Consider the following 18,988-nt stretch of genomic DNA (forward strand, 5'->3'; position numbering starts at 1 on the left):
GAATCGGTTTGAATCATCACTATTTCGGAAAATGGATAATAGTGTTACTATTACAATTTATTTCTTTTGGGAAGGGGGAGATGAGATGCGACATTGGTCTGCCATGTCACTTCAACTGATTGCGCTCATCGTTGGCTCATTGATCGTAAGTACTCTATTGTCTTCTGTTCTGATGATGAACAATCTACCGGTCTGGTGGATGATTTGTATCCCTGTCCTCTATCTTTCAACGCTACTCATCCATCGAGCCTCTGGAGCCCTGATCTCGTTAGGGTTCGGCGCTTACTTTTTAATCATGCTGTCTGGAACTACAATCCCCTTAAATATTCAACTACTGATTCTTCTGTTGTTTGCGATGTTGACGATTCTAGCTTACTTGCTTCAAGTCGGTTTATTTCGCTCACAATTTGCATTGAGTGTCGCAGAAGCGAGAGTCAGTCAATTAATTGCCGTCGATCCTGAGACCGGGTTTGATAATCGTAATCGATTCTTCATGGACCTTGAAGCAGAGCGGGATCGATTGATTCGAAATAGTGGAACGTTCGTCGTCACATTCGTCACATTACCGCTCCTCAACGATTTCGAAAAACGTTATGGACGATCCGAATATGAATGGTTTTTAGATTATTTCAGTGACGAATTACATGAAGCGACACGACGGACCGATAAAAAATATCGGGTTGCCTCCGATACATTTGCCATCCTTTTTCCTCAAACCTCACTCGAAAATGCACAAATCGTTCATGAACGCATCAAACCACTGTTACAAGGATACTCTCGTCTAGATGGCGAACCACTTACCATTGATTGTTTAGACAAATCATTTGAAGTGACCTTAGAGAATTCATTCATGAGTTTGGATGAGATTCGGATGTACTTGAGTGAAGACGAAAAAAATGAGTTCAGGAATGAACTCATTTTTTGATAGAACGAATTTGCAATTTGTGATTCTCATCGATTTCAATGACATATTGCCGATTGATCGTCATTTGAATAGGGCTCGGGATCGACAGCTTTGGTGAAAACAGCCACACACGACCTGGAGGCACTAATAATATGTATGTATCGCTATTTGGAGCGCCTAAAAAATTGAGGTGATGCTCATCAATCGGGTTGCCGTCTCGGCGGTGAATCTCGATATTCGCAAGTTCCTGTGCGACATGTAGCGGGTCTACTGCAGTCAAGCTCATCTCGCCGATTCCAAGAAAGTCATCAGTAGAAAATACCTCTTCATCACTTTCTATATTAATTGAATGCCGCGCAATCAATTCGACGACATTCTCGTCCGCATCGTAAAAATAAAGTGACGAGGCATCAATCCCTTCAAAGTAAATCTCATCCTCATCATCTTCACTCAAAAGTGAAACACGTGATTTAATCCATTCTTTCGCTTCTTTGAATCGATTGGACGGGATATTAATGGCGAAATGATACTGTCGCTCTCGAACGGTCGCTGCCTCTTGAAACACCAGCGCATCTTCACCTAGATTGATTCGAAAACTCGTCGAGTCTTCTTCAATGACTGATAATCCAAGCTTTTTCGCATAGAAACGTTTCATTTCGTCAAGCCGGTTCGTGTACAGTGTAGTTTCTGTGATTCTCATGAAATCCCTCCTCGCTTTCCTCATCACTATTCTTGATTCCTTCACTTGATCATTCGCTTGTACGTTTTGTATTCTCGCCAACTCATATCCATCCCTAACAGCTCGTTACGAACGTCCCTATTCCAAGTATGTGGGTTGAAACCAATCACTTGAGTCACACATTTTTCACTTGAATCGTCGAAAGTCAAAGCCAGTTGAACAAGTCCCTTCTCTATATAAGATTTGGCCAACCTCGGATTGTGTCGCATGAAATATTCTCCTAAAGAAAAGTAGGGCTGAACTGCCCGCGGACATCTCTCAATGGCCTTGACCAGATACTCTCGCTCCATATGTCTTAGCGATTTTGACATGCTTAGACAAATCAATGCAGAAACCTCAGCTGATGCTTCTTCAATCAATCGATTAGCCACTTCAATGACTTCCTCGTCCAATTCAAAATCATTCCAACCCATATCATATAACGCTAAAGCAAAATAGAATGGTTTATCTGGATGATATGAAAAGGCTGTTCGGCAAAACGCATTCACTCGATCATAATCTTCAATCCGATCCATCCGTTCATAACCGATAAGCAAATCCCAACGATATGAATCGGTCGGGTCAACCATCACATGGTCGATCAAGATTTGCTCGACAACAGGCGTGTTACGCATGAAGAGTTCAAGTTCATTGAATTGTTTATTGTGAACAAGTAACTCGATTCGCTCCAACATCTTCTGCTGAATGGAAGTGAGCGCTTGATTTCCTGAATACAAATCGAAAATCAAGGATGACTTCAACTGACTCACCCTGTTCCCCTCCTTTATTCATCACCTTCAACGAGTCGGAAAATATCATCGACCCTCGACCTCGTGATGCCATTGCGCTGCTCGATGGCAAGAGGATGATTCGTCGGTTCGAGTTCGATCAACGGGCGTAGTCCGACTTCACGCATATGGACATTCGTTTTTAAATTGATGGTGTCCGGATAGATGGGAAGGTCTGTCGATAGCCAGCCGAACATCGGGTCGAGGTCAACACGAGCGGGTTCATCCCATGAATCGATGACTTTGAAAAAGTTATCCGGACTGAGTGATACCCAGACGTTCCAGATGAATGGATTCTCTTCCCCAATGACCGGAATCTCAAGGCATCCGTAAATGAAGAAGTGGGCTTCATCGAGGACACATACATCATCTGTCAATACGACACGTTTTTTCATCTCACGTGTTGTCATTCCATTTAGAACTGTTGGCATCCTTGATCCAAAACCAACTTCACTTTCTGTATTCCTGCCACATTTTGAGCAAGTACAATTTTTGTTGTGTTTTCGTTTGAATGGGTATCTCATACATTCTCTCTTTCTATTTTTAAGTTAAAATACGGTATGTGAAATAACAAAATGCTAATAATATTATAATAGGTCAGACAATCATTGTACCTTTTGAAACAGTATCTAACACTCTCGTCCTCGTATCATTTTTCGATAGAAACACTTCTTCACCCTTTTCATCATAACAATACGCGATTGGTATCGATACACCACAATTTCGATACGACCCATCCGCGTGACTCGTTCCGATAATCATCGCTTTACGTTCCATCGCAATCTTTCTCGCTTCTTCGGACCACTCCATGAATTGTTCTTCACTAAACATCCCGACCCCGATTGGATTGAATATGATTGATAGATGCTCATGATTCTTTAATCCCTCTACCCCCATAAAAATCTCCCTGCAAAGTAAGTATCCGTATTCCTCCGCTCCATCTATGACACTTGATGGCATGTACAAGCGCTCACTTTCAGGTGTTTTCGGTCGCGTTAACAGCGTTTCACCTTTCTTATTTACAATGAGGACCCGATCTTTATTCGTATCATCCCGATAACCTAAAACAATTGCCGTCTTGAATGCACTAGCTAACTGACGGATCATATCTAATTCTGTATATGTACAATATCCCTCCGGATAGAGAATCAAGTCTACTGTCGGGTTCGCCTCAATCTCTAGCTTCAATTGCTTAAGATCTTGCTCCATTTTAGGTTGTCCAATTAATATATTCATCATTACTCCTCCGTCTCATTGCCCACGTCTGCTATTTATATGTAAGTGAGATGGTAGAACGTACCTCACTATGAAGTTCAACATTGATATCCTGTTTTCATAATACTATCAATCATCTGATTCATTCCTATTCAATTGTCACAATCACATTCCCAACTTTTCTCCCTTGATCGACATATCGGTGTGCCTCGACAATCTCATCCAGTGGATAAACCGAATCAATAACGGGTTGCAGCTCTCCTGCTTCAAACAATTCGTTCAAGAACCTCAAATCCTCTTTTCGTTCACTCGCTGGCCCCTGTCCCGCAACAGAACGGAATGACCCGTTCTCCGCAACATGTTTTCGAGCCAATCGCTTATCAATTTTTCCAGACGCATCAAACACGACATCATACGTACCCAATTCACGGTCGTAGCCTTCTTTCGAATAATCGACGACCACATCTGCCCCAAGTCGCTTCACGAGCTCGATGTTCCGCTCATGGCAAACTGCTGTGACATGTACGCCGAAATATTTTGCAATCTGTACGGCAGTGGAGCCGACCGCACCTGATCCACCATAAATCAAAACATTTGTCGCCTGTTCGATGTTTGCTTTCCGTAAAAAATGTAACGAGGTGGTCCCTCCGAACGGAAGTGCCGCCGCCTCGATAAAGCTGGCATGCTCGGGCATCTGAACCACACATTTCGATTCGTTCACACAAGCAAACTCTGCATATCCACCAAACCTCATCCCCGTGAGCGCATACACGTTGTCTCCAATCTGAAAGTTTTTCACACTACGACCTGTTTCGACGACAACACCAGCCAACACGACACCAAGAATTGGTTGTCTTGGCGCCTTGAACCCCATAACGATCCGCATCGGTAGTTTTCCGAGTGCAGGAACGTCCAGTGCGCGAAGTCGTCGATCTCCTGAGTGAACGGCCGATGCATGTACTTGAATCAGTAGCTCATTGCTTTTTGGCTTCGGGCGGTCTACGTTTTGAATGACGAACACGTCTGGTCCCCCATACGTCGTACAAATCGCAGCTTTCACGTTGATTCACTCCTTTTCTGATTTGTCACTTCATTCTGTTATATATGTTCCCGCAATCATGAGGGTTCAGTCGATTTGGCATAGAAAAACCAGATGACATCATACGATATCATCCGGTTCATTCTTTATTGATACACTCGCATCTACGAGAGAAAACGGATTGTCGAGCGACGCGGCTGCTGCTTCCGACTGTGCGATGTTTATTTCGGTCACCATCGGCTCTTGACGACGTAGACGGAACGCCCGTTCGAGTCGACTGGTCAATAAATTAAAGATAAAGATCAGCGCTGCGAGCGCAATCGCAGGGATCAGGAATAGATGATTTGTCATCCATGTCATCGCTGTGAATTGTCCGAAATAGTATCCAAACATCGAAGACCATTCATAAATCGTCGGCATGACTCCTTCCTGCAAAAGAACAGTCCCCCCAAAGAAGATTCCAAACAATGAAAGATGAATGAGCAACATGAGCGTCTGTACGAATTGTTGCATAAAGACGATGACAAGCGTCGGAATCAGATGGGGCAATAGATGAAGTTTCACGCGATGCCAGACACTGCCACCAAGCGTCTGGGCAACAATCATAAACTCTTGTTGTAACAATTGACGAATCTCCGTGATGAGATATAGCGTGACGGCAGGTAATCCGAGAACGACTAAAACGATTAGCTCGATCTTCACCCGATCCCATAGTGGAGGCACTTGTGTCGAATCCCAAAAGATCATCGTCGAGGCGAGCATCATCAATGCGAGTAACGAAATCGGTAAAATCAAGAATCCATCGAGCAACGTTTTAAAAAAGTGATTCAATCGCGCTCCCCTGAAAGCAAGCGGTATCCCAACCAATAAACCGATGGTCATGCGCCCAAGCGCGACAATCGCACAAATCCCGACAGTCCACTTAAAGCCTTCTACGAACATCTGAAATAAATCATATCCAGCATTGTCCGTCCCGAGCCATTGATATTTTGATGGTTCAAGTGGTGGGACTCCGATGAGTCTCCCCTCATCCGAGTACAGCATAAGAGTTTGATCAACGTTCCCATCACGAAATACGGTATTCCCAAAACTCATCAACAGTAGACCTGCTACGATGACAAAACAGAAGATAAAAATCGGGTCACGCATTAATACGCGTCGCATCAAATCCCTCCTTTCCAGGCATTCGGAATAATCCATTCAATCAGTAAATCCAACAGAAAAATCGGGATATAGATGACAAATAAAATGACGAGCAAGATCTGCATCTGTGGATTGTAGACGGCGAATCGAAACAGTCCTTGGACGTTGAACAAATATTCAACGATGAGAAGCGTCGATAAGATGGTAATGATGTTTGAACGGAAAAAGAGGTAGAAGCGATAGATGATGTTCGGCAACAAATGCTTCCAAAACAGCCCTTCAGGTCGAATCCCTTTCGCTTGGGCAAGCTCAAGGTAAGGGATGGCCTCTTGTTCATGGATATGGATGGTCAGCCATTTGATAAAGAAGAATAACGTTGTCAGTGTCAATGTGACAATCGGTAGAAATCGTATGTATTCTGCGAACCCACCAGCTACTTCGATTCGGTCAAACCCTGTTGCTCTATGTATAGAAATAGCAAGAAACTGTGAGAAGATTAACCAAAATAAATCAGGCACCATCTCGAGCGTCTGACTCGTTTGGTGCAGGACGGTGCGAACCCGCCTGCCGCTCTGATAATAGTAGTAGGCATACAGGAGACCAAGTATGGTCGACACGGCGAGCGCCGTCGTAAAAATGATGACCGACTCTTTGACGAGCGGTCCAAGTGCAGGTAATAAAGGTAAATCTGTTTGAGCGGTGACATTGTAGTATGTAATCTCATCAAGCTTTTGGAGTTGGTCCAGCTGTTGTTGGATGCCGTTCCAGTAACTTGTCAGACTAAAATCTGTTTGAACGACGAGCGTCGGTAGCGCACTGATCGCAATCAAGACAAAGAATGCGATGACAAGATGTGCAGATTTTCGTGCAAAATAGGCCATAGTTCTGTCTCCTTTAGATGACATATCTCAATCGTAAGTGTGGGAGGACTCTCGCTATCTTTTCATTTTGTAAAGGGAAATATATCCAAAGACACTTTCAATTGATTCTAGCATAACTATTATGTGAATAGAAACAATTTTCAGAAATCATGATGGATAATGATGTATGCTATAATGGATTTATAGAAATATTTAGGAGGTTGAAGCATGTGGATTATTTTTGGATTGGCGGCCATTGGAGCAACGCTGTTGAACTTGACTGTCTTTATGATGGAGAAAGATTACAAACTGCCAATGGCGATTGCGCTGTCCTTGACTGCACTAACACTTTGCGCCGAGTATAGCCTAATCAATATGTGGGTCGATGCAGAGGACTGGGCTGCCTTAAAGGATGTGGTGCCCGGAATGTCACGCGCATTATGGTTCTTGACGATTGCGGCGATTTTCTTGAATCTCCTTCCGATATTTTTAGAGAACATTCGGCAAAAAAGATTCTCTTCCGATAAAAAACAATCCGATTGATTAGTGGAATGCTTCCATCTCAATCGGTTTTTTTACTTTTTTGTGAGTAAGTCGAAAACAACAACTGACCTTCCTCTGATCTCAACTCATAGTCAATCCCGCTTTGAAACTGCTTCGTCATCGTCGCGCGACATGTAAACACATGCCCCGGACCATATGCAACGTCGGGAATTTCTTTGAAACCATATGACCGCTCGCCGAACCATAGCGTCACGTTCGATGAACCCCTCGATGAATGGTTATCGACGACATAACATTCTCCCGTCTCGACGATGTAATTCGTCGTCATACGGTCGTATGTCTCCATTCCAGCCATTCCAAGTACAACCACTGATGCGAAGACCGCAAGAACGACTTGACCTAACTTCACACGATTGCGTGTCTTCCGCCACTCCCTCCAATAGATGACAAGAGATCCTAGACACAATAATCCAATCAACCAATAGAATACAATTTCCAACAACCCAATCACCTCAATTTATAATACGAATTTCCTCGAAAAAAGATTCGAAGCTTCTCACAAAAAAACTCGACACAAGTCGAGTTAAGTCGTTTCATATTCCAGCTTTCGTTTTTGCCAAGCCACGAGCAGGATGCTGATGATGACGAGTAGGAACCAAGAGGATAGTTTTCCTATATCGACAATAGCCCAGCCGTTCAACTGGTCTGGATACGCCCATCCGTTGTAAAAGGTCACAATATTTTCAGCGAGCCAGATGAAGCAGGCAATCAAGAAGAATGACAGGACGACCGGCATCTTGAATCGACGGTCATCGAGTTTATACGAAACAATCGAACGGCCAAACGCCAAGAAGATGAGTGCGATCAATAGCCATCGCAGATCTAGCCAAACATGGTGCCAGAAGAAATTAAAATAAATTGCAATGCCTAGTCCGAAAGCGATGATTGGGTTTGGCATCTTCGTGAACTGTAAATCGAGGCGACGCCACGCCTGAACGACATAACTCCCGACGCTCGCATACATAAACCCCGCATAGAGCGGGACGCCCCAAACTTTTGTGAACGCCTCGTCCGGATAGCTCCATGACCCCATCTGTACCTTGAATAGTTCAAGTCCGAGACCGATGACATGGAACCAGCTGATGACTTTCACTTCTTCGATTGTTTCAAGTCCTGTCTTTACGAGGATCACTTGGACGAACACACACCAGATGAGTAAGACGTCATAACGGGGAAGCGGCAACTCTACAAATTTCGTGACGGCGAGTGCACCGAAAATGGCGACTGGAAAAATACAACTGAGTGCCTGTTCGTAAGCGAAAATAAAGAGATAGCGGATGGGTCCCATCGATTGATCCTACCTTTCTATATATTCGTATAGGAAAGAAGACTCTCCGTCATAAAAACGTGGGTCAAAGACACCGAGCCGTTCTTCATTTGCCACGATGACAACAAACGGTGACCATTTAGTCAATGTGAGTGCCTCTTGATTCGCTTCAAACAATGGTTCAAGACTCACTTGTTCGTCAGACGTCAAGTTATATTGCAAGGTTGCTTCTTGATAAATGGAGTCTTTAAAAAGCGATACGGTTTCGTCAGTCTTCGTAATGACGGTGAACTGCGTCGGGATAAAAGAAGCCGAGAGCGCCACTTCGTCATATTCATCTGCATATGTCTGATACAAGTAAGCTCCTTGTGAACTTTGAATCGCGACATACAGGACGAGAGCTGCCCATGCATACCGATACGTCTTATAGCGGACTTCTTGTTTACGGGCCACGAGCCAGGCGACCAAGAAGATGCCCCAATAGACAAAGTCGACAATCGGGATCACACCGAATGTGATCCTCACGTCCGAGATCGGTTCGAAGTAGCCCGTCCCCCACGCATTGAATAAGTCTGATGTGTTGTGTATGAACACAGACAACAGAGCCCACCAAAAATAACGGATGTCCGTCACTCGAAAGAGAAGACGAACGAGTATGTAGATGAGCAGTGCGAAGAGCGGGACGAGAAAGATGGAGTGGGTGATGCCGCGGTGCCACATCTGATACATTCCTTCCGTGTCCCATAGTCTTGAAATCACATCACTGTCCGGGATTTGACTCCCGACGAGCGTCGTGACGAATAAGGCTCGTTTTTCATGTTGTTGTAAATCACGTTTATCGGCTGCACCATATAGCGTTAGACCGAATAACGTATGTGTAATCGTATCCACGTTCTACCTCCATAGCGAAAGAGACATCTCCCAATCAAGGATGATGTCTCTTCATGTTAGTTCTCTTTATCCATTTTCATGGCGCGTCTTGCGACGATCGTTACGAAAATGACAGCGACAATCGGAATGATCAATGGCATCCAATTCAACATCCGCCTGTCCCCCTTCATTAAGTGTCGCAAGCAGTATAGCACATCTGATTACTCGATGGATGAATGAATGCTTGTATTCTCATAAGTATTTGCCATTTTTTCAATCGTTGCCTTCATATGGTCGCGAAGCGTGAGTGGTTCAACGACTTCTACCTGTGCCCCTAAAGAGAGCAACCAGTAAATGAATCCGTCAGACACGGCCGCATCGAAACGGATGAGGAAACGTTCTTCATGTTCGGAAACAGAGACGTCTTCTCCTAACTTATCGAAGATGACCGGGAGAACGCGCTCATCGACCGACAAGACGATTTGCTCATCCAAGCCGTTGTACATATTGAAGGACTTTTGGTAATAGTCATCTGGAAGATGGTGTTTCGGACGAATGGTGCCGTCCTCTACAATCTCGGAGTTGACAATTCGGTCGACCCGATAGTTCCGAACCTCTCCAATCGATTCATCGATGCCAATCAAGTAATACTGTTCGTGATTCCAATGCAAGTCGATTGGATTGATGACGTACCGTTCTCCATCACGACGGAGCGGGAACGTGCGTTTCGTCACGTCGAATCCGATAACATCCGTATATTGGAACGAGATGGCTTTCCGTTCATGAATCGCACGCTGAATGCGGTCGATATGGTACGGTATCTGTCCGTGCTTTTTCTTCGGTGTCTTAATGATCGATTGCAACGTCTTCGCTTCAGGATTGCTCGTCAGCATTTGAAGCTTTTCAACGATCTCTTCGGTCACGTCTTCTGAGATGAATTTCGCTGCGACGATGGCATCGACCATCATCCGAAGTTCGTGAATCTCGAACAAACGAGCAGAGTGCCAATATTTTTTGGCGAGACCATTCTTCTCCAATTCATCCTGCACTTCAAACCCCGAATTATTCAGTGCTTGGATATCGTCTTTCACCGATTTTTTTGCTAACTTAGAAGTATCTCCAATTGTTGACAAGTATTCGAGCAAATCTTCTAGTGTTTTAGGATTTGCTTCGTCCGTGTAACGTTCGAAGAAACGCCGAACTTCAAGTAACCGCTCTCGGTTATTCACGGTTCTATCCCCTTTCATTTCTATATCTATAATATGTATAAACAGACATTATCATTTTATTTCCACGAAATAAAGGTATTTTCCATTACAAACTGTTTAAGGAGGCGCCATCTGAAGTGAAATATTACGCACACGTCGACGGCTCAAAAATTGAATATATAGACCGTGGTCACGGTCCTGTGATCGTACTGATTCATGGGACCCAGTCATCGAGTTTAGAACCATACCATGTGGACCAGCTCGTTTTGTCCGGTTTTCGGGTCATAGTCCCATCTAGACCCGGATATGGAGAAACACCGTACTCTTTTTCAGCATCTCCCCAACTTTTTGCATCCCGACTCGCTCACTTGATGCAAATGCTAGAAATTGATCAATATCATGTTTATGGCATCTCTGCCGGAGGACCGACCGCAATTGAGCTCGCTTCTCAAAACCAACGTGTACGAAGCTTGACACTAGCTGCGGCTGTAACAAGTGTCGTCGATTTCCCATATCGGGACACAGTCAGCAGAAATATTGTCCAACCTGCATTCATCGCACTTCAATACATCATGAAACAATTCATTGCTCGTGCCATTCAAAAACATCCGTTCGAAGCGACGGCACGCATGATTCAATCGACGAGTGTGTTGGCACTCGAGACGATTCGGGAAGAGGTGTCTCCTTATGACATCTTCCTCCTCAAACGTGTCGCCAATCAAATGGCGTTTGGCCTTGGCGCACAGTTCGATTTGAAACAGCGTGTATCGAGCGAAGTCTTACTTGGTGTGTCGTGCCCGACCTATATCATTCACTCGAAAAATGACAAAGCCGTACCCGTTCGCCACGCCTATTATGCGAAGCGTTTGATCCCCCATGCTCAGCTAACAATCCTGAACAGCCCGGGACACCTCATTTGGGTCGGACGGCAAGCTAGAAAATCAGAGCGACAAATCGAACGATTCATTCGATTCAACTCGTAAGCATCTCATAAAGAGGTGCTTTTTTTACGTATTTAACCCGAGGACATCAATCAATCGATTCGTACTATGTTCCGGTATCTTGTAGACCACGTCCTCCCGTCCAAATTTCGTGATGATACTTGGGCGGTTCGGTTGTCCTAGCCAAAGCTGATAGCATTCCTGTTCTCCACCCTTATAGTGCAACATAAGATCGAAATCGGGAGCCACTTCAATCTCAATGCCTACGATTTCTTCTGAACTTCGTAGCATTTCCGCGAACACCCGCACCTGGCTCAATTCATGAAACTCTAACTTTACTTCTGGATTCACTATTCCACGCTCCGTTGACTCCGCCACCATCACGTGTTCCATTTCTTCTCTCTCAAGTTCTTCTGTATCGATTTTATAAGCCATCGTTATTTTACGAATCTCACCTGCCCAACGAATCCATTTATCCATCATTTCACCCCTCTCGCCTAATATACGTCGCATCAATTAAATCGGTTTCAATATTTGGGAAAATAAAAAAGCCGAGCAAACGCTCAGCTTTTACACTCATTCATACTTCCAACCAACTAATGTCGTATCCGCTCCGACGTAGCGAATCCGTTTCTCGTCATCACTCGGGAAGACGCGAAGCGTTGCCACGGCGTCACCGTCGTTGACGAAACATTCAACACTTGAGGAATCGACGAACAGATGAAGGGACGTGACCTCAATCACTTTTGTCCGGGTCGTCCCAAATTCGGTCGCGAACGGTTCACCCGCGTTTGTCCGATCGATGGTCAATTCGCGTGTATCTTTCTCGTACCGAATCACAAGCGACTCTTCTTCCGTCTTCAATAGTTCAAGCTCGAAGTCTTCTCCGGACGTCGACAATTTCAATTCATAACGTTCGGGCGAAATCATTTCGATATGCGTACCTGATTCGTTTACGAACTGATTAGTTCGGAGTTGCTTCATTTCAGGGACTGGTCGTTGTTTTAATACGCCATCTTCAAGCGAAAGTTCTCGAGGCAGCGTCAACGCATGGGCCCAACCGTAGCGGTCTGTCGGATATTCAATCTCCGGTAAGCCCATCCAGCCGACTAGAATACGACGACCATCATGCTCCGTCGTTTGCGGAGCGTAAAAGTCGAAACCGAAGTCGAGCTCTTCAAACGACTCGTGCGTGAAGACGAGCGTCTCTAAATCAAGAGTACCTGTGACGTATCCGGATTGATAGATGTTGTGGTAGCGATGACCCTCAGGCTCAATCCCTTGAGGAGAAAAAATGAGGACATGTCTTCCATTAAGTTCAAACACGTCAGGACATTCCCACATGTAACCGAACCGCTCAAGCTCGGTCTTCACTTCACCTAAAAACGTCCATTCATTCAAGTCGGTCGAACGATATAAGACGACACACCCTGTCTCATCCGTTCGCTGTGCGCCGACAATCGCGTAATACGATCCATCTTCTTCCCATACTTTCGGATCACGGAAATGTTCCGTATAGCCGGCCGGAATATCTGGGATCGCCACATTACGACGCTCAATTACCCCGTCACGTAAGACACCGATGATTTGCGAGGCGTGACGCGTCCAATCGTCGGTACGATGATTCCCGGTGTACATCACGTGAAGGGTGTCATCAACAACGAATCCACTTCCAGAATAAGCACCGTGTGAATCTTCCTTCGTTTCAGGGACTAACGCCACCCCGCGGTCCGTCCAATGGACGAGATCGGGTGAACTGACATGGTACCAATGTTTGAGACCGTGAACTGGCCCGAGCGGGAACCACTGATAGAATAGATGGTACTCTCCATCGTAATATGCGAAGCCGTTCGGGTCATTGAGGAGGCCCGTAGGCGGCTGGATATGGTATCCAAACCGCCACGGGGATGCGGCCGTCTTTGTACGGAGCACCTCCATCTCGAGGGCGCTCACGTCACGGAGCGAACGATAACGTTCGGCCTTCGTCCAATTCATAGTGTCACTTCCTTTTTCATTACGCAGCTTGTTTGACCGCTTCTTTTTTTGCTTGTCGCTTCGCGAGGATGAATGTCAATCCAAATGTCACGGCGAATGCGATGGCCATACCGATGATATATGAGATGATCGAACCAGGTGCGATTGAAATGATTCCTGGTAACCCAGCAGCACCGAGCGCTACTGCCAATACGTCGTTTCCGACGATGAAAGCAGAGGCGATAGCTGAACCGACGATGGCTGCAATGAACGGATAACGTAGTTTTAAGTTGACCCCGAACATGGCAGGCTCGGTGATTCCAAGTAATGCTGAGATCCCTGATGCTGATGCGACACCTTTCATCTTCTTATCAGCAGTCAAGAAGAAGACAGCGAGTGTAGCCGCCCCTTGTGCGACGTTCGACATCGCAGCGATTGGGAAGATGAACGATCCACCAGTTTCGGCGATATCAGCAAGAAGCTGTGTTTCAATCGCGATGAAGCTATGGTGCATACCTGTGATAACGATTGGGGCGTAGAGAAGACCCATGATTAAACCACCGACGAATCCGAGTGAATCATACGTCCATACCAACCCATCAATGATCAAGTTCCCTGCTTCACGAGTGATCGGTCCGACGAATGCGAACGTGATAAACGCTGTGAAGAGGAGTGAAAGTAATGGCGTAAGCAAGATATCAAGTGACGCTGGCATGAACTTCCGAATGTTGATTTCAAGCTTCGATAAAATATACGTCGAGACGAGGACTGGTAAGACTTGTCCTTGGTATCCTAACTTCTCAATCTCAAGACCGAAGATGTTCCAAACCGGAATCTCTTCAACACTAGCCTGTGCATATGCGTTGATCAAGTCCGGGTGAACCATAATCATACCTAGCGCTGCACCAAGATACGGGTTACCCCCGAACCGCTTGGCTGCGGAGAAACCTATGAGTACAGGCAGGAAGACAAAGGCGGCATTTGCGAACGTATTGATCATTGCTGCGAGGTCTGCCATGCCTGGATACTGGTCAATCAATGAACGTCCTTCGAAGAACAAATCCGGCGCCGTCAATAAGTTGTTGATCCCCATCAAGAGACCGCCGGCGACGATTGCCGGGATGATTGGAACGAAGATATCTGATAACATTTTGACGAACTGTTGGAGCGGGTTCATCTTTTTCGCTCCGGCTGACTTCACGTCTGTCGTTGACATGTCTCCAAGACCTGTCAATTGTGAAAATTCAGCATAAACCTTGTTGACCGTACCCTGCCCGATGATGATTTGGTATTGTCCTCCCGTTGAGAACGTTCCCTTAACCACATCAAGTTGTTCGAGTGCTTTCTCATCAACCTTTGACTCATCGTTCAATACGAGACGAAGGCGTGTCGCACAGTGAGCGGCTGCCGCAACGTTTTCTTTCCCGCCAATCGCTTCTAATATCGATGCTGCTTCTTTTTTGTAATCCATCTTCATTTCCCTCCTAACGTTTCATTCACAAGTTGTCGTGATGGAATTGCTGGAATAGCGCCATAAGCTGTACATGTTAATGCACCCGTTACGTTTGCATATTCGATGTCGGAACGTAAGCGCTCCGGGTCAAATCCGAGCGTCGCCAACCGATACAAATAAGCACCGACAAACGCATCTCCCGCTCCTGTTGAATCGACACTGTCGATTGAGATTGAAGGAACGATTTCATGATGCGTGCTTGTCGCAATCAATGTCCCACGAGACCCTAATGTGATCGCAATCTGTTTTGCACCTAATTGAAGTAGTGCTTGAACAGCGTCTTCAAGTTGCTCTTTACCGGTCAACAAGTGCGCTTCTTCTTCACTCAATTTAATGAAGTCTGATTCTGCGATGAAATGTCTCGCATCTTGTTTGAACTGCTCAAGGTCCGTGATCAACGCATCTCGATAGTTCGGGTCAAATGAGATGAACAAACCATCCCGCTTTGCAAATTGCAATAATTTGAAGTACGCATCTTTTAGTTTTCCATCTAGTAATGCTGTCGCAGAACCGAAATGAATGAGATCACCTTTTTGAATCAATGACAAATCGATGGATTCAAACGCATAATCTCCATCACTTCCACGACGGAATGTGAAGTCCCGCTCTCCGTCCTCTTGAATCGACACAAAAGCGAATGTCGTATCTCCCGATTCAACAAGGTTATCTGTGCTGACTCCGTTGTCGGTCAACGTCTGTTTCAGGAAAAGACCGAACGGGTCATTCCCGACTTGTCCGAGAAAACTCGACTGTCCACCATGCTTACTGACGACTGCCGCCACATTTGCAGGTGCGCCACCTGCTTTTTTGACGAACGTCGTTCCGTTGACGAGGTCGCTCGAGGCATCCTCGCATACCCAGTCAATCAACAATTCGCCGATACAATGTACGGTGTTCATATCGTCCACCTCCAAAAATCTTATAAGTTCTATATACGATTGGTACCGGTTCCAATCTAGAATAAAAAATGTTGCGGAACCGGTTCCGCAACACAAATGTAAACGATTTAATTCAGCTTGTCAACGCTTTCGCGCACTTTTAATTCAAAAATTGTGAACGTTTTCATCGGGACGTCATTTCCTTGTAAAAGTTGAAGCATCATATCTGCCGACTTGGCCCCAGTTCGCCGATACGGAAGATGAACGGTCGTAATCGATGGATGTAAGACTTCCGTGAAATCATAGCCACCAAAGCCACTGACAGAGATGTCATTTGGAACAGAAATCCCTTGATTCGCCAGTCCCTTCAATACACCAAGGGCAATATTGTCCGTTGCACAAATAATAAGCGAGGTCGAGCCAATCTCTTTCGCCAACCGTTCTCCAATCGGGATGGCATCCTCGATTTTAAAGGTTGTCTGAACGACTGTGACGCGTGCATCCGCCTCATGAAGCGCCTTCAAAAAACCATCGCGCCGATCTTGTCCGACTGCGATATCTGCTTCCGAAACACCGACATAGACGACGTCTCGATGACCCCATTTCGTGAACTCTCTACCGAGAGCGTATGCAGCTTCATAATCCGGATAGACGAGACTGTGGACGTTATCATGCTGTTGACCAATCAGCAACACTGGGATTTGAATCGCCTCTATCGCTTCGAGGTGACGGTCGGTGACAGTCGTCCCGAGCCAAATGATGCCGGCGACCTTTTGTTTGGCGAGGTTGTATAATTGTTCAATCTCTCGTTCCGTCTGTTGTGCCGTGTTGACGACAAGCATCTGATAGCCTCGTTCTGTCAATCGTTCATCAATTCCCATCATTGTACGCGAGGCAGCGTAAGAATCGAGTCGCGGAACGATGACCCCAATCATCTTCGTCTGCTTTGACTTAAGACTTTGGGCGAATTGATTCGGTTCATAATTGGTTTCCCGAATGACCCGATCGAGCTTCTCTCTCGTCGCCTTCCCTACCGACCCACCGTTCAAATAGCGGGAGACTGTACTCTTTGCGACCCCTGCGAGTTCAGCGATATCTTTAATGGTGACCTGCTTCATCCTTACCCCTCCATATGAAAAAAGCTGACGTGCGAGACGCCGTCAGCTTAATGGTTTACTACATATCGTTTCTTGAAATTTAAATAATATAGACCGTTCCGCTTTTCAAATCCGTTTTGAACGAGCACTTGATGCATCTCTTGTTGATGTGGGCTTGTCGGTGGAATGCCGGCCCGGACTGTTTGTCCATCCATCAATTTTGAGTCCAATAAGGCGAGACGTAAACCTTCCGTCGCATATCCCTTATTTTTGTATGCATCGAACACCATCAGGTCAAGTTGGTAAACTCGGGCAAGCTTGAGCAACAAGACTTTACCGACAAGTTTGTCATCGACCATCAAGTCGTAATAAAAGTCCTCTCCGTAACTATGCTCTTCTGCATGATAAAGTTGCTCCGTCCCCATTTCTTCGAGGATCCCTTTCAACTCTTCAGCAGAAACGCCATATGAGTTTTCTCCATATTTCTGAAAATGTTCATACTCGATCTCATCAATCTGGCGAATAGGTTGACGCACGATGTTCATCCCGTGCCCTCCTTAACTAGTAGTTCAATATCTGTCTGCGCTTATTATAAACGAATCCAATCATGAAGCGCAAAAGATAACCGAACGTCAAATCGGCTCAATATGAATATGCACCGAATCGACCGCATGCTGTTCATCCAATTTTCGTTCGATTTCGTCACACAATTCATGGGCCGCGTCCACGGTCAAATCTCCATCAACTGCAATCGTCACATCGAGCATCACGTGATTTCCTAGATGACGCCCCTTAATCTCCCGAACTTCTTTCACACGTTCAAATTGTTCAATCGTTTCCTCATAAGACTCGACGAGGTGTGGAGGGAATCCGTCAGAAAGCTGATGGGTTGCATCTAAAAAGATTTGGATCGCTGTCCGTATGATCATGCCGGCAATAACAATTGCCAAGACCGTGTCCATCCAAGGCAATTGGAAATAAGCAAATAGCACACCAAGCGTAGCTCCAACTGAAATCATCGCATCGGCCAAGTTGTCTTTCGCCGCAGCCTTAAGTGCCAATGATTTTGTTTTCTTTGCGAGGTTCAAGTTGAAGCGATACACCCCGAACATGACGAGCGCACTGGCGAACGCGACGACCGCTGCTAACGGGTTCGGTTCTGCATATTCTCCCCCGATTAAATTCGACAGACTATTAAAGAAGACGAAAATACCGACCGCAATCATGATCAATGAAGCGATGAGTGCAGAGATTGTCTCCATCTTCGCGTGACCATATTTATGCTCGGCATCCCGAGGTAACGCCGCAACCCGAATTCCAATATAGACGGCGACCGACGCGATAATATCCGTCGTATTGTTGAATCCATCGGCTAAAACCGCCTCAGATTCATATAAATATCCGAAGAACACTTTTAACATAGACAAGATCAAATATGCCGTGATTGACACAATCGCTCCCTTGAGCGCTTTTGGTGGATGATTTGTAGTCTCCATCCGACCACCTCCTTATTAGCTCAGTTAGTATAGCAGGTGAACTTCGTGTGGGGATAGAGAAACAATGTTTCTTACACTCAAAATAAATGGAATATATTCCCGGTAGTTTCGTTTAACAAATTTTATGGTAAAGTAAACAGGAAGAGACCTTAGGGTTAAACCGCAAAAGAGGTGAAACAGATGTTTACTGAACGAGATGGAATCAAATTACGATTGGAACAAATTGACAGATTGTTAGTGGATTTGAATCGTGAGGCGAAACAATTGATGGCGCGCCTTCGCGAATTAGATGCCTCTGGAGAAAATCCGCATGAAGTATCCTTAAAACCTGAAGAACGTGACACGTTGAAATCGTCAATCGACGAGACACTTGAAGCACTTCAAAGCCGTTCAAAACGTCCGGTGAACGTGAACGACGAGAAGAAGAAAGAACTCGCTTCTCACAAAGCACTGATCGACGAACTGTCAGATTTACTCAGTAAGAAAAAATGAGACGCGACTGCGTCTCATTTT

At 45.5% G+C, this 18,988-nt stretch carries 22 protein-coding genes; 4 read left to right on the forward strand and 18 right to left on the reverse strand.

Translation table 11 applies throughout. The features are described 5' to 3' along the window. Nucleotides 1-85 precede the first annotated feature (85 nt). Complete coding sequence (locus KNP62_RS03335; protein ID WP_214783111.1) at nt 86-925, forward strand: GGDEF domain-containing protein; 840 nt, start codon at nt 86-88, stop codon at nt 923-925. Here KNP62_RS03335 and KNP62_RS03340 read toward each other — a convergent pair. From KNP62_RS03340 to KNP62_RS03370, 7 genes are all read right to left on the reverse strand, one after another. After that, nucleotides 915-1,604, reverse strand: a complete 690-nt coding sequence (locus tag KNP62_RS03340; protein WP_214783114.1) for a glyoxalase — start codon at nt 1,602-1,604, stop codon at nt 915-917. The genes KNP62_RS03335 and KNP62_RS03340 overlap by 11 nt on opposite strands. A gap of 41 nt (nt 1,605-1,645) precedes the next feature. Then, on the reverse strand, nt 1,646-2,392 hold the full coding sequence (locus tag KNP62_RS03345) for a hypothetical protein (protein WP_214783117.1): 747 nt from the start codon (nt 2,390-2,392) through the stop codon (nt 1,646-1,648). A 14-nt stretch (nt 2,393-2,406) separates the two neighbouring features. Beyond that, nucleotides 2,407-2,934, reverse strand: a complete 528-nt coding sequence (locus tag KNP62_RS03350) for a DUF2199 domain-containing protein (protein WP_214783120.1) — start codon at nt 2,932-2,934, stop codon at nt 2,407-2,409. Between the two features lie 73 nt (nt 2,935-3,007). Next, entirely contained in the window at nt 3,008-3,646 is a 639-nt protein-coding gene (locus tag KNP62_RS03355) for a carbon-nitrogen hydrolase family protein (RefSeq protein WP_214783123.1), read from the reverse strand. A 127-nt stretch (nt 3,647-3,773) separates the two neighbouring features. Beyond that, a complete protein-coding gene (locus tag KNP62_RS03360; protein ID WP_214783126.1) occupies nt 3,774-4,685 on the reverse strand; it encodes an NAD(P)-dependent alcohol dehydrogenase in 912 nt (303 codons plus the stop codon). A 99-nt stretch (nt 4,686-4,784) separates the two neighbouring features. Continuing rightward, nucleotides 4,785-5,828, reverse strand: a complete 1,044-nt coding sequence (locus tag KNP62_RS03365) for an ABC transporter permease (protein WP_214783129.1) — start codon at nt 5,826-5,828, stop codon at nt 4,785-4,787. After that, nucleotides 5,828-6,688 carry an ABC transporter permease subunit gene (locus KNP62_RS03370; protein WP_214783131.1) on the reverse strand — a complete coding sequence of 287 codons (861 nt, stop codon included), beginning with the start codon at nt 6,686-6,688 and terminating at the stop codon, nt 5,828-5,830. Before KNP62_RS03370 ends, KNP62_RS03365 begins: the two co-directional genes overlap by 1 nt. Before the next feature lie 207 nt (nt 6,689-6,895). Between KNP62_RS03370 and KNP62_RS03375 the strand changes: the two genes are divergently transcribed. After that, the gene (locus tag KNP62_RS03375; protein ID WP_214783135.1) at nt 6,896-7,210 is read left to right on the forward strand and encodes a hypothetical protein; all 315 of its coding nucleotides are present in this window, start codon (nt 6,896-6,898) and stop codon (nt 7,208-7,210) included. A gap of 19 nt (nt 7,211-7,229) precedes the next feature. On the opposite strand, the gene KNP62_RS03380 is transcribed toward KNP62_RS03375, so the two are convergent. The 4 genes from KNP62_RS03380 to KNP62_RS03395 form a co-directional block, all read right to left on the reverse strand. Next, nucleotides 7,230-7,670, reverse strand: a complete 441-nt coding sequence (locus KNP62_RS03380; RefSeq protein ID WP_214783138.1) for a hypothetical protein — start codon at nt 7,668-7,670, stop codon at nt 7,230-7,232. 84 nt (nt 7,671-7,754) lie between these two features. Continuing rightward, nucleotides 7,755-8,519: a DUF817 domain-containing protein gene (locus KNP62_RS03385; protein ID WP_214783141.1), complete on the reverse strand. Its 765-nt coding sequence runs from the start codon at nt 8,517-8,519 to the stop codon at nt 7,755-7,757. 9 nt (nt 8,520-8,528) lie between these two features. After that, on the reverse strand, nt 8,529-9,389 hold the full coding sequence (locus KNP62_RS03390) for a metal-dependent hydrolase (RefSeq protein WP_214783144.1): 861 nt from the start codon (nt 9,387-9,389) through the stop codon (nt 8,529-8,531). A gap of 200 nt (nt 9,390-9,589) precedes the next feature. Then, the gene (locus tag KNP62_RS03395; protein WP_214783147.1) at nt 9,590-10,597 is read right to left on the reverse strand and encodes a helix-turn-helix transcriptional regulator; all 1,008 of its coding nucleotides are present in this window, start codon (nt 10,595-10,597) and stop codon (nt 9,590-9,592) included. 116 nt (nt 10,598-10,713) lie between these two features. Between KNP62_RS03395 and KNP62_RS03400 the strand changes: the two genes are divergently transcribed. Further along, complete coding sequence (locus KNP62_RS03400; protein WP_214783150.1) at nt 10,714-11,559, forward strand: alpha/beta fold hydrolase; 846 nt, start codon at nt 10,714-10,716, stop codon at nt 11,557-11,559. A gap of 24 nt (nt 11,560-11,583) precedes the next feature. On the opposite strand, the gene KNP62_RS03405 is transcribed toward KNP62_RS03400, so the two are convergent. The 7 genes from KNP62_RS03405 to KNP62_RS03435 all read right to left on the reverse strand — a co-directional run bounded on the left by KNP62_RS03405 (nt 11,584) and on the right by KNP62_RS03435 (nt 18,475). Continuing rightward, nucleotides 11,584-11,997: a YhfM domain-containing protein gene (locus KNP62_RS03405; protein WP_214783153.1), complete on the reverse strand. Its 414-nt coding sequence runs from the start codon at nt 11,995-11,997 to the stop codon at nt 11,584-11,586. Nucleotides 11,998-12,093: 96 nt separating this feature from the next. Further along, complete coding sequence (locus KNP62_RS03410; RefSeq protein ID WP_214783155.1) at nt 12,094-13,512, reverse strand: glycoside hydrolase family 32 protein; 1,419 nt, start codon at nt 13,510-13,512, stop codon at nt 12,094-12,096. A 19-nt stretch (nt 13,513-13,531) separates the two neighbouring features. Next, nucleotides 13,532-14,962, reverse strand: coding sequence for a sucrose-specific PTS transporter subunit IIBC (locus KNP62_RS03415; protein WP_214760844.1), 1,431 nt, complete (start codon nt 14,960-14,962; stop codon nt 13,532-13,534). Between the two features lie 2 nt (nt 14,963-14,964). Then, nucleotides 14,965-15,903 carry a carbohydrate kinase family protein gene (locus KNP62_RS03420; RefSeq protein ID WP_214783157.1) on the reverse strand — a complete coding sequence of 313 codons (939 nt, stop codon included), beginning with the start codon at nt 15,901-15,903 and terminating at the stop codon, nt 14,965-14,967. A gap of 107 nt (nt 15,904-16,010) precedes the next feature. Beyond that, a complete protein-coding gene (locus tag KNP62_RS03425) occupies nt 16,011-17,000 on the reverse strand; it encodes a LacI family DNA-binding transcriptional regulator (RefSeq protein ID WP_214783160.1) in 990 nt (329 codons plus the stop codon). 47 nt (nt 17,001-17,047) lie between these two features. Next, nucleotides 17,048-17,524 (reverse strand): N-acetyltransferase, encoded by a 477-nt coding sequence (locus KNP62_RS03430; protein ID WP_214783163.1) that lies wholly within the window; start codon nt 17,522-17,524, stop codon nt 17,048-17,050. 87 nt (nt 17,525-17,611) lie between these two features. Continuing rightward, the gene (locus tag KNP62_RS03435) at nt 17,612-18,475 is read right to left on the reverse strand and encodes a cation diffusion facilitator family transporter (protein WP_214783166.1); all 864 of its coding nucleotides are present in this window, start codon (nt 18,473-18,475) and stop codon (nt 17,612-17,614) included. 180 nt (nt 18,476-18,655) lie between these two features. On the opposite strand from KNP62_RS03435, the gene KNP62_RS03440 reads away from it, so the two are divergent. Then, on the forward strand, nt 18,656-18,967 hold the full coding sequence (locus KNP62_RS03440) for a hypothetical protein (RefSeq protein WP_026826028.1): 312 nt from the start codon (nt 18,656-18,658) through the stop codon (nt 18,965-18,967). The last annotated feature ends 21 nt before the right edge of the window (nt 18,968-18,988 follow it).

It is taken from the genome of Exiguobacterium sp. s183, from assembly GCF_018617655.1.
Taxonomy (GTDB): domain Bacteria; phylum Bacillota; class Bacilli; order Exiguobacteriales; family Exiguobacteriaceae; genus Exiguobacterium; species Exiguobacterium aestuarii_A.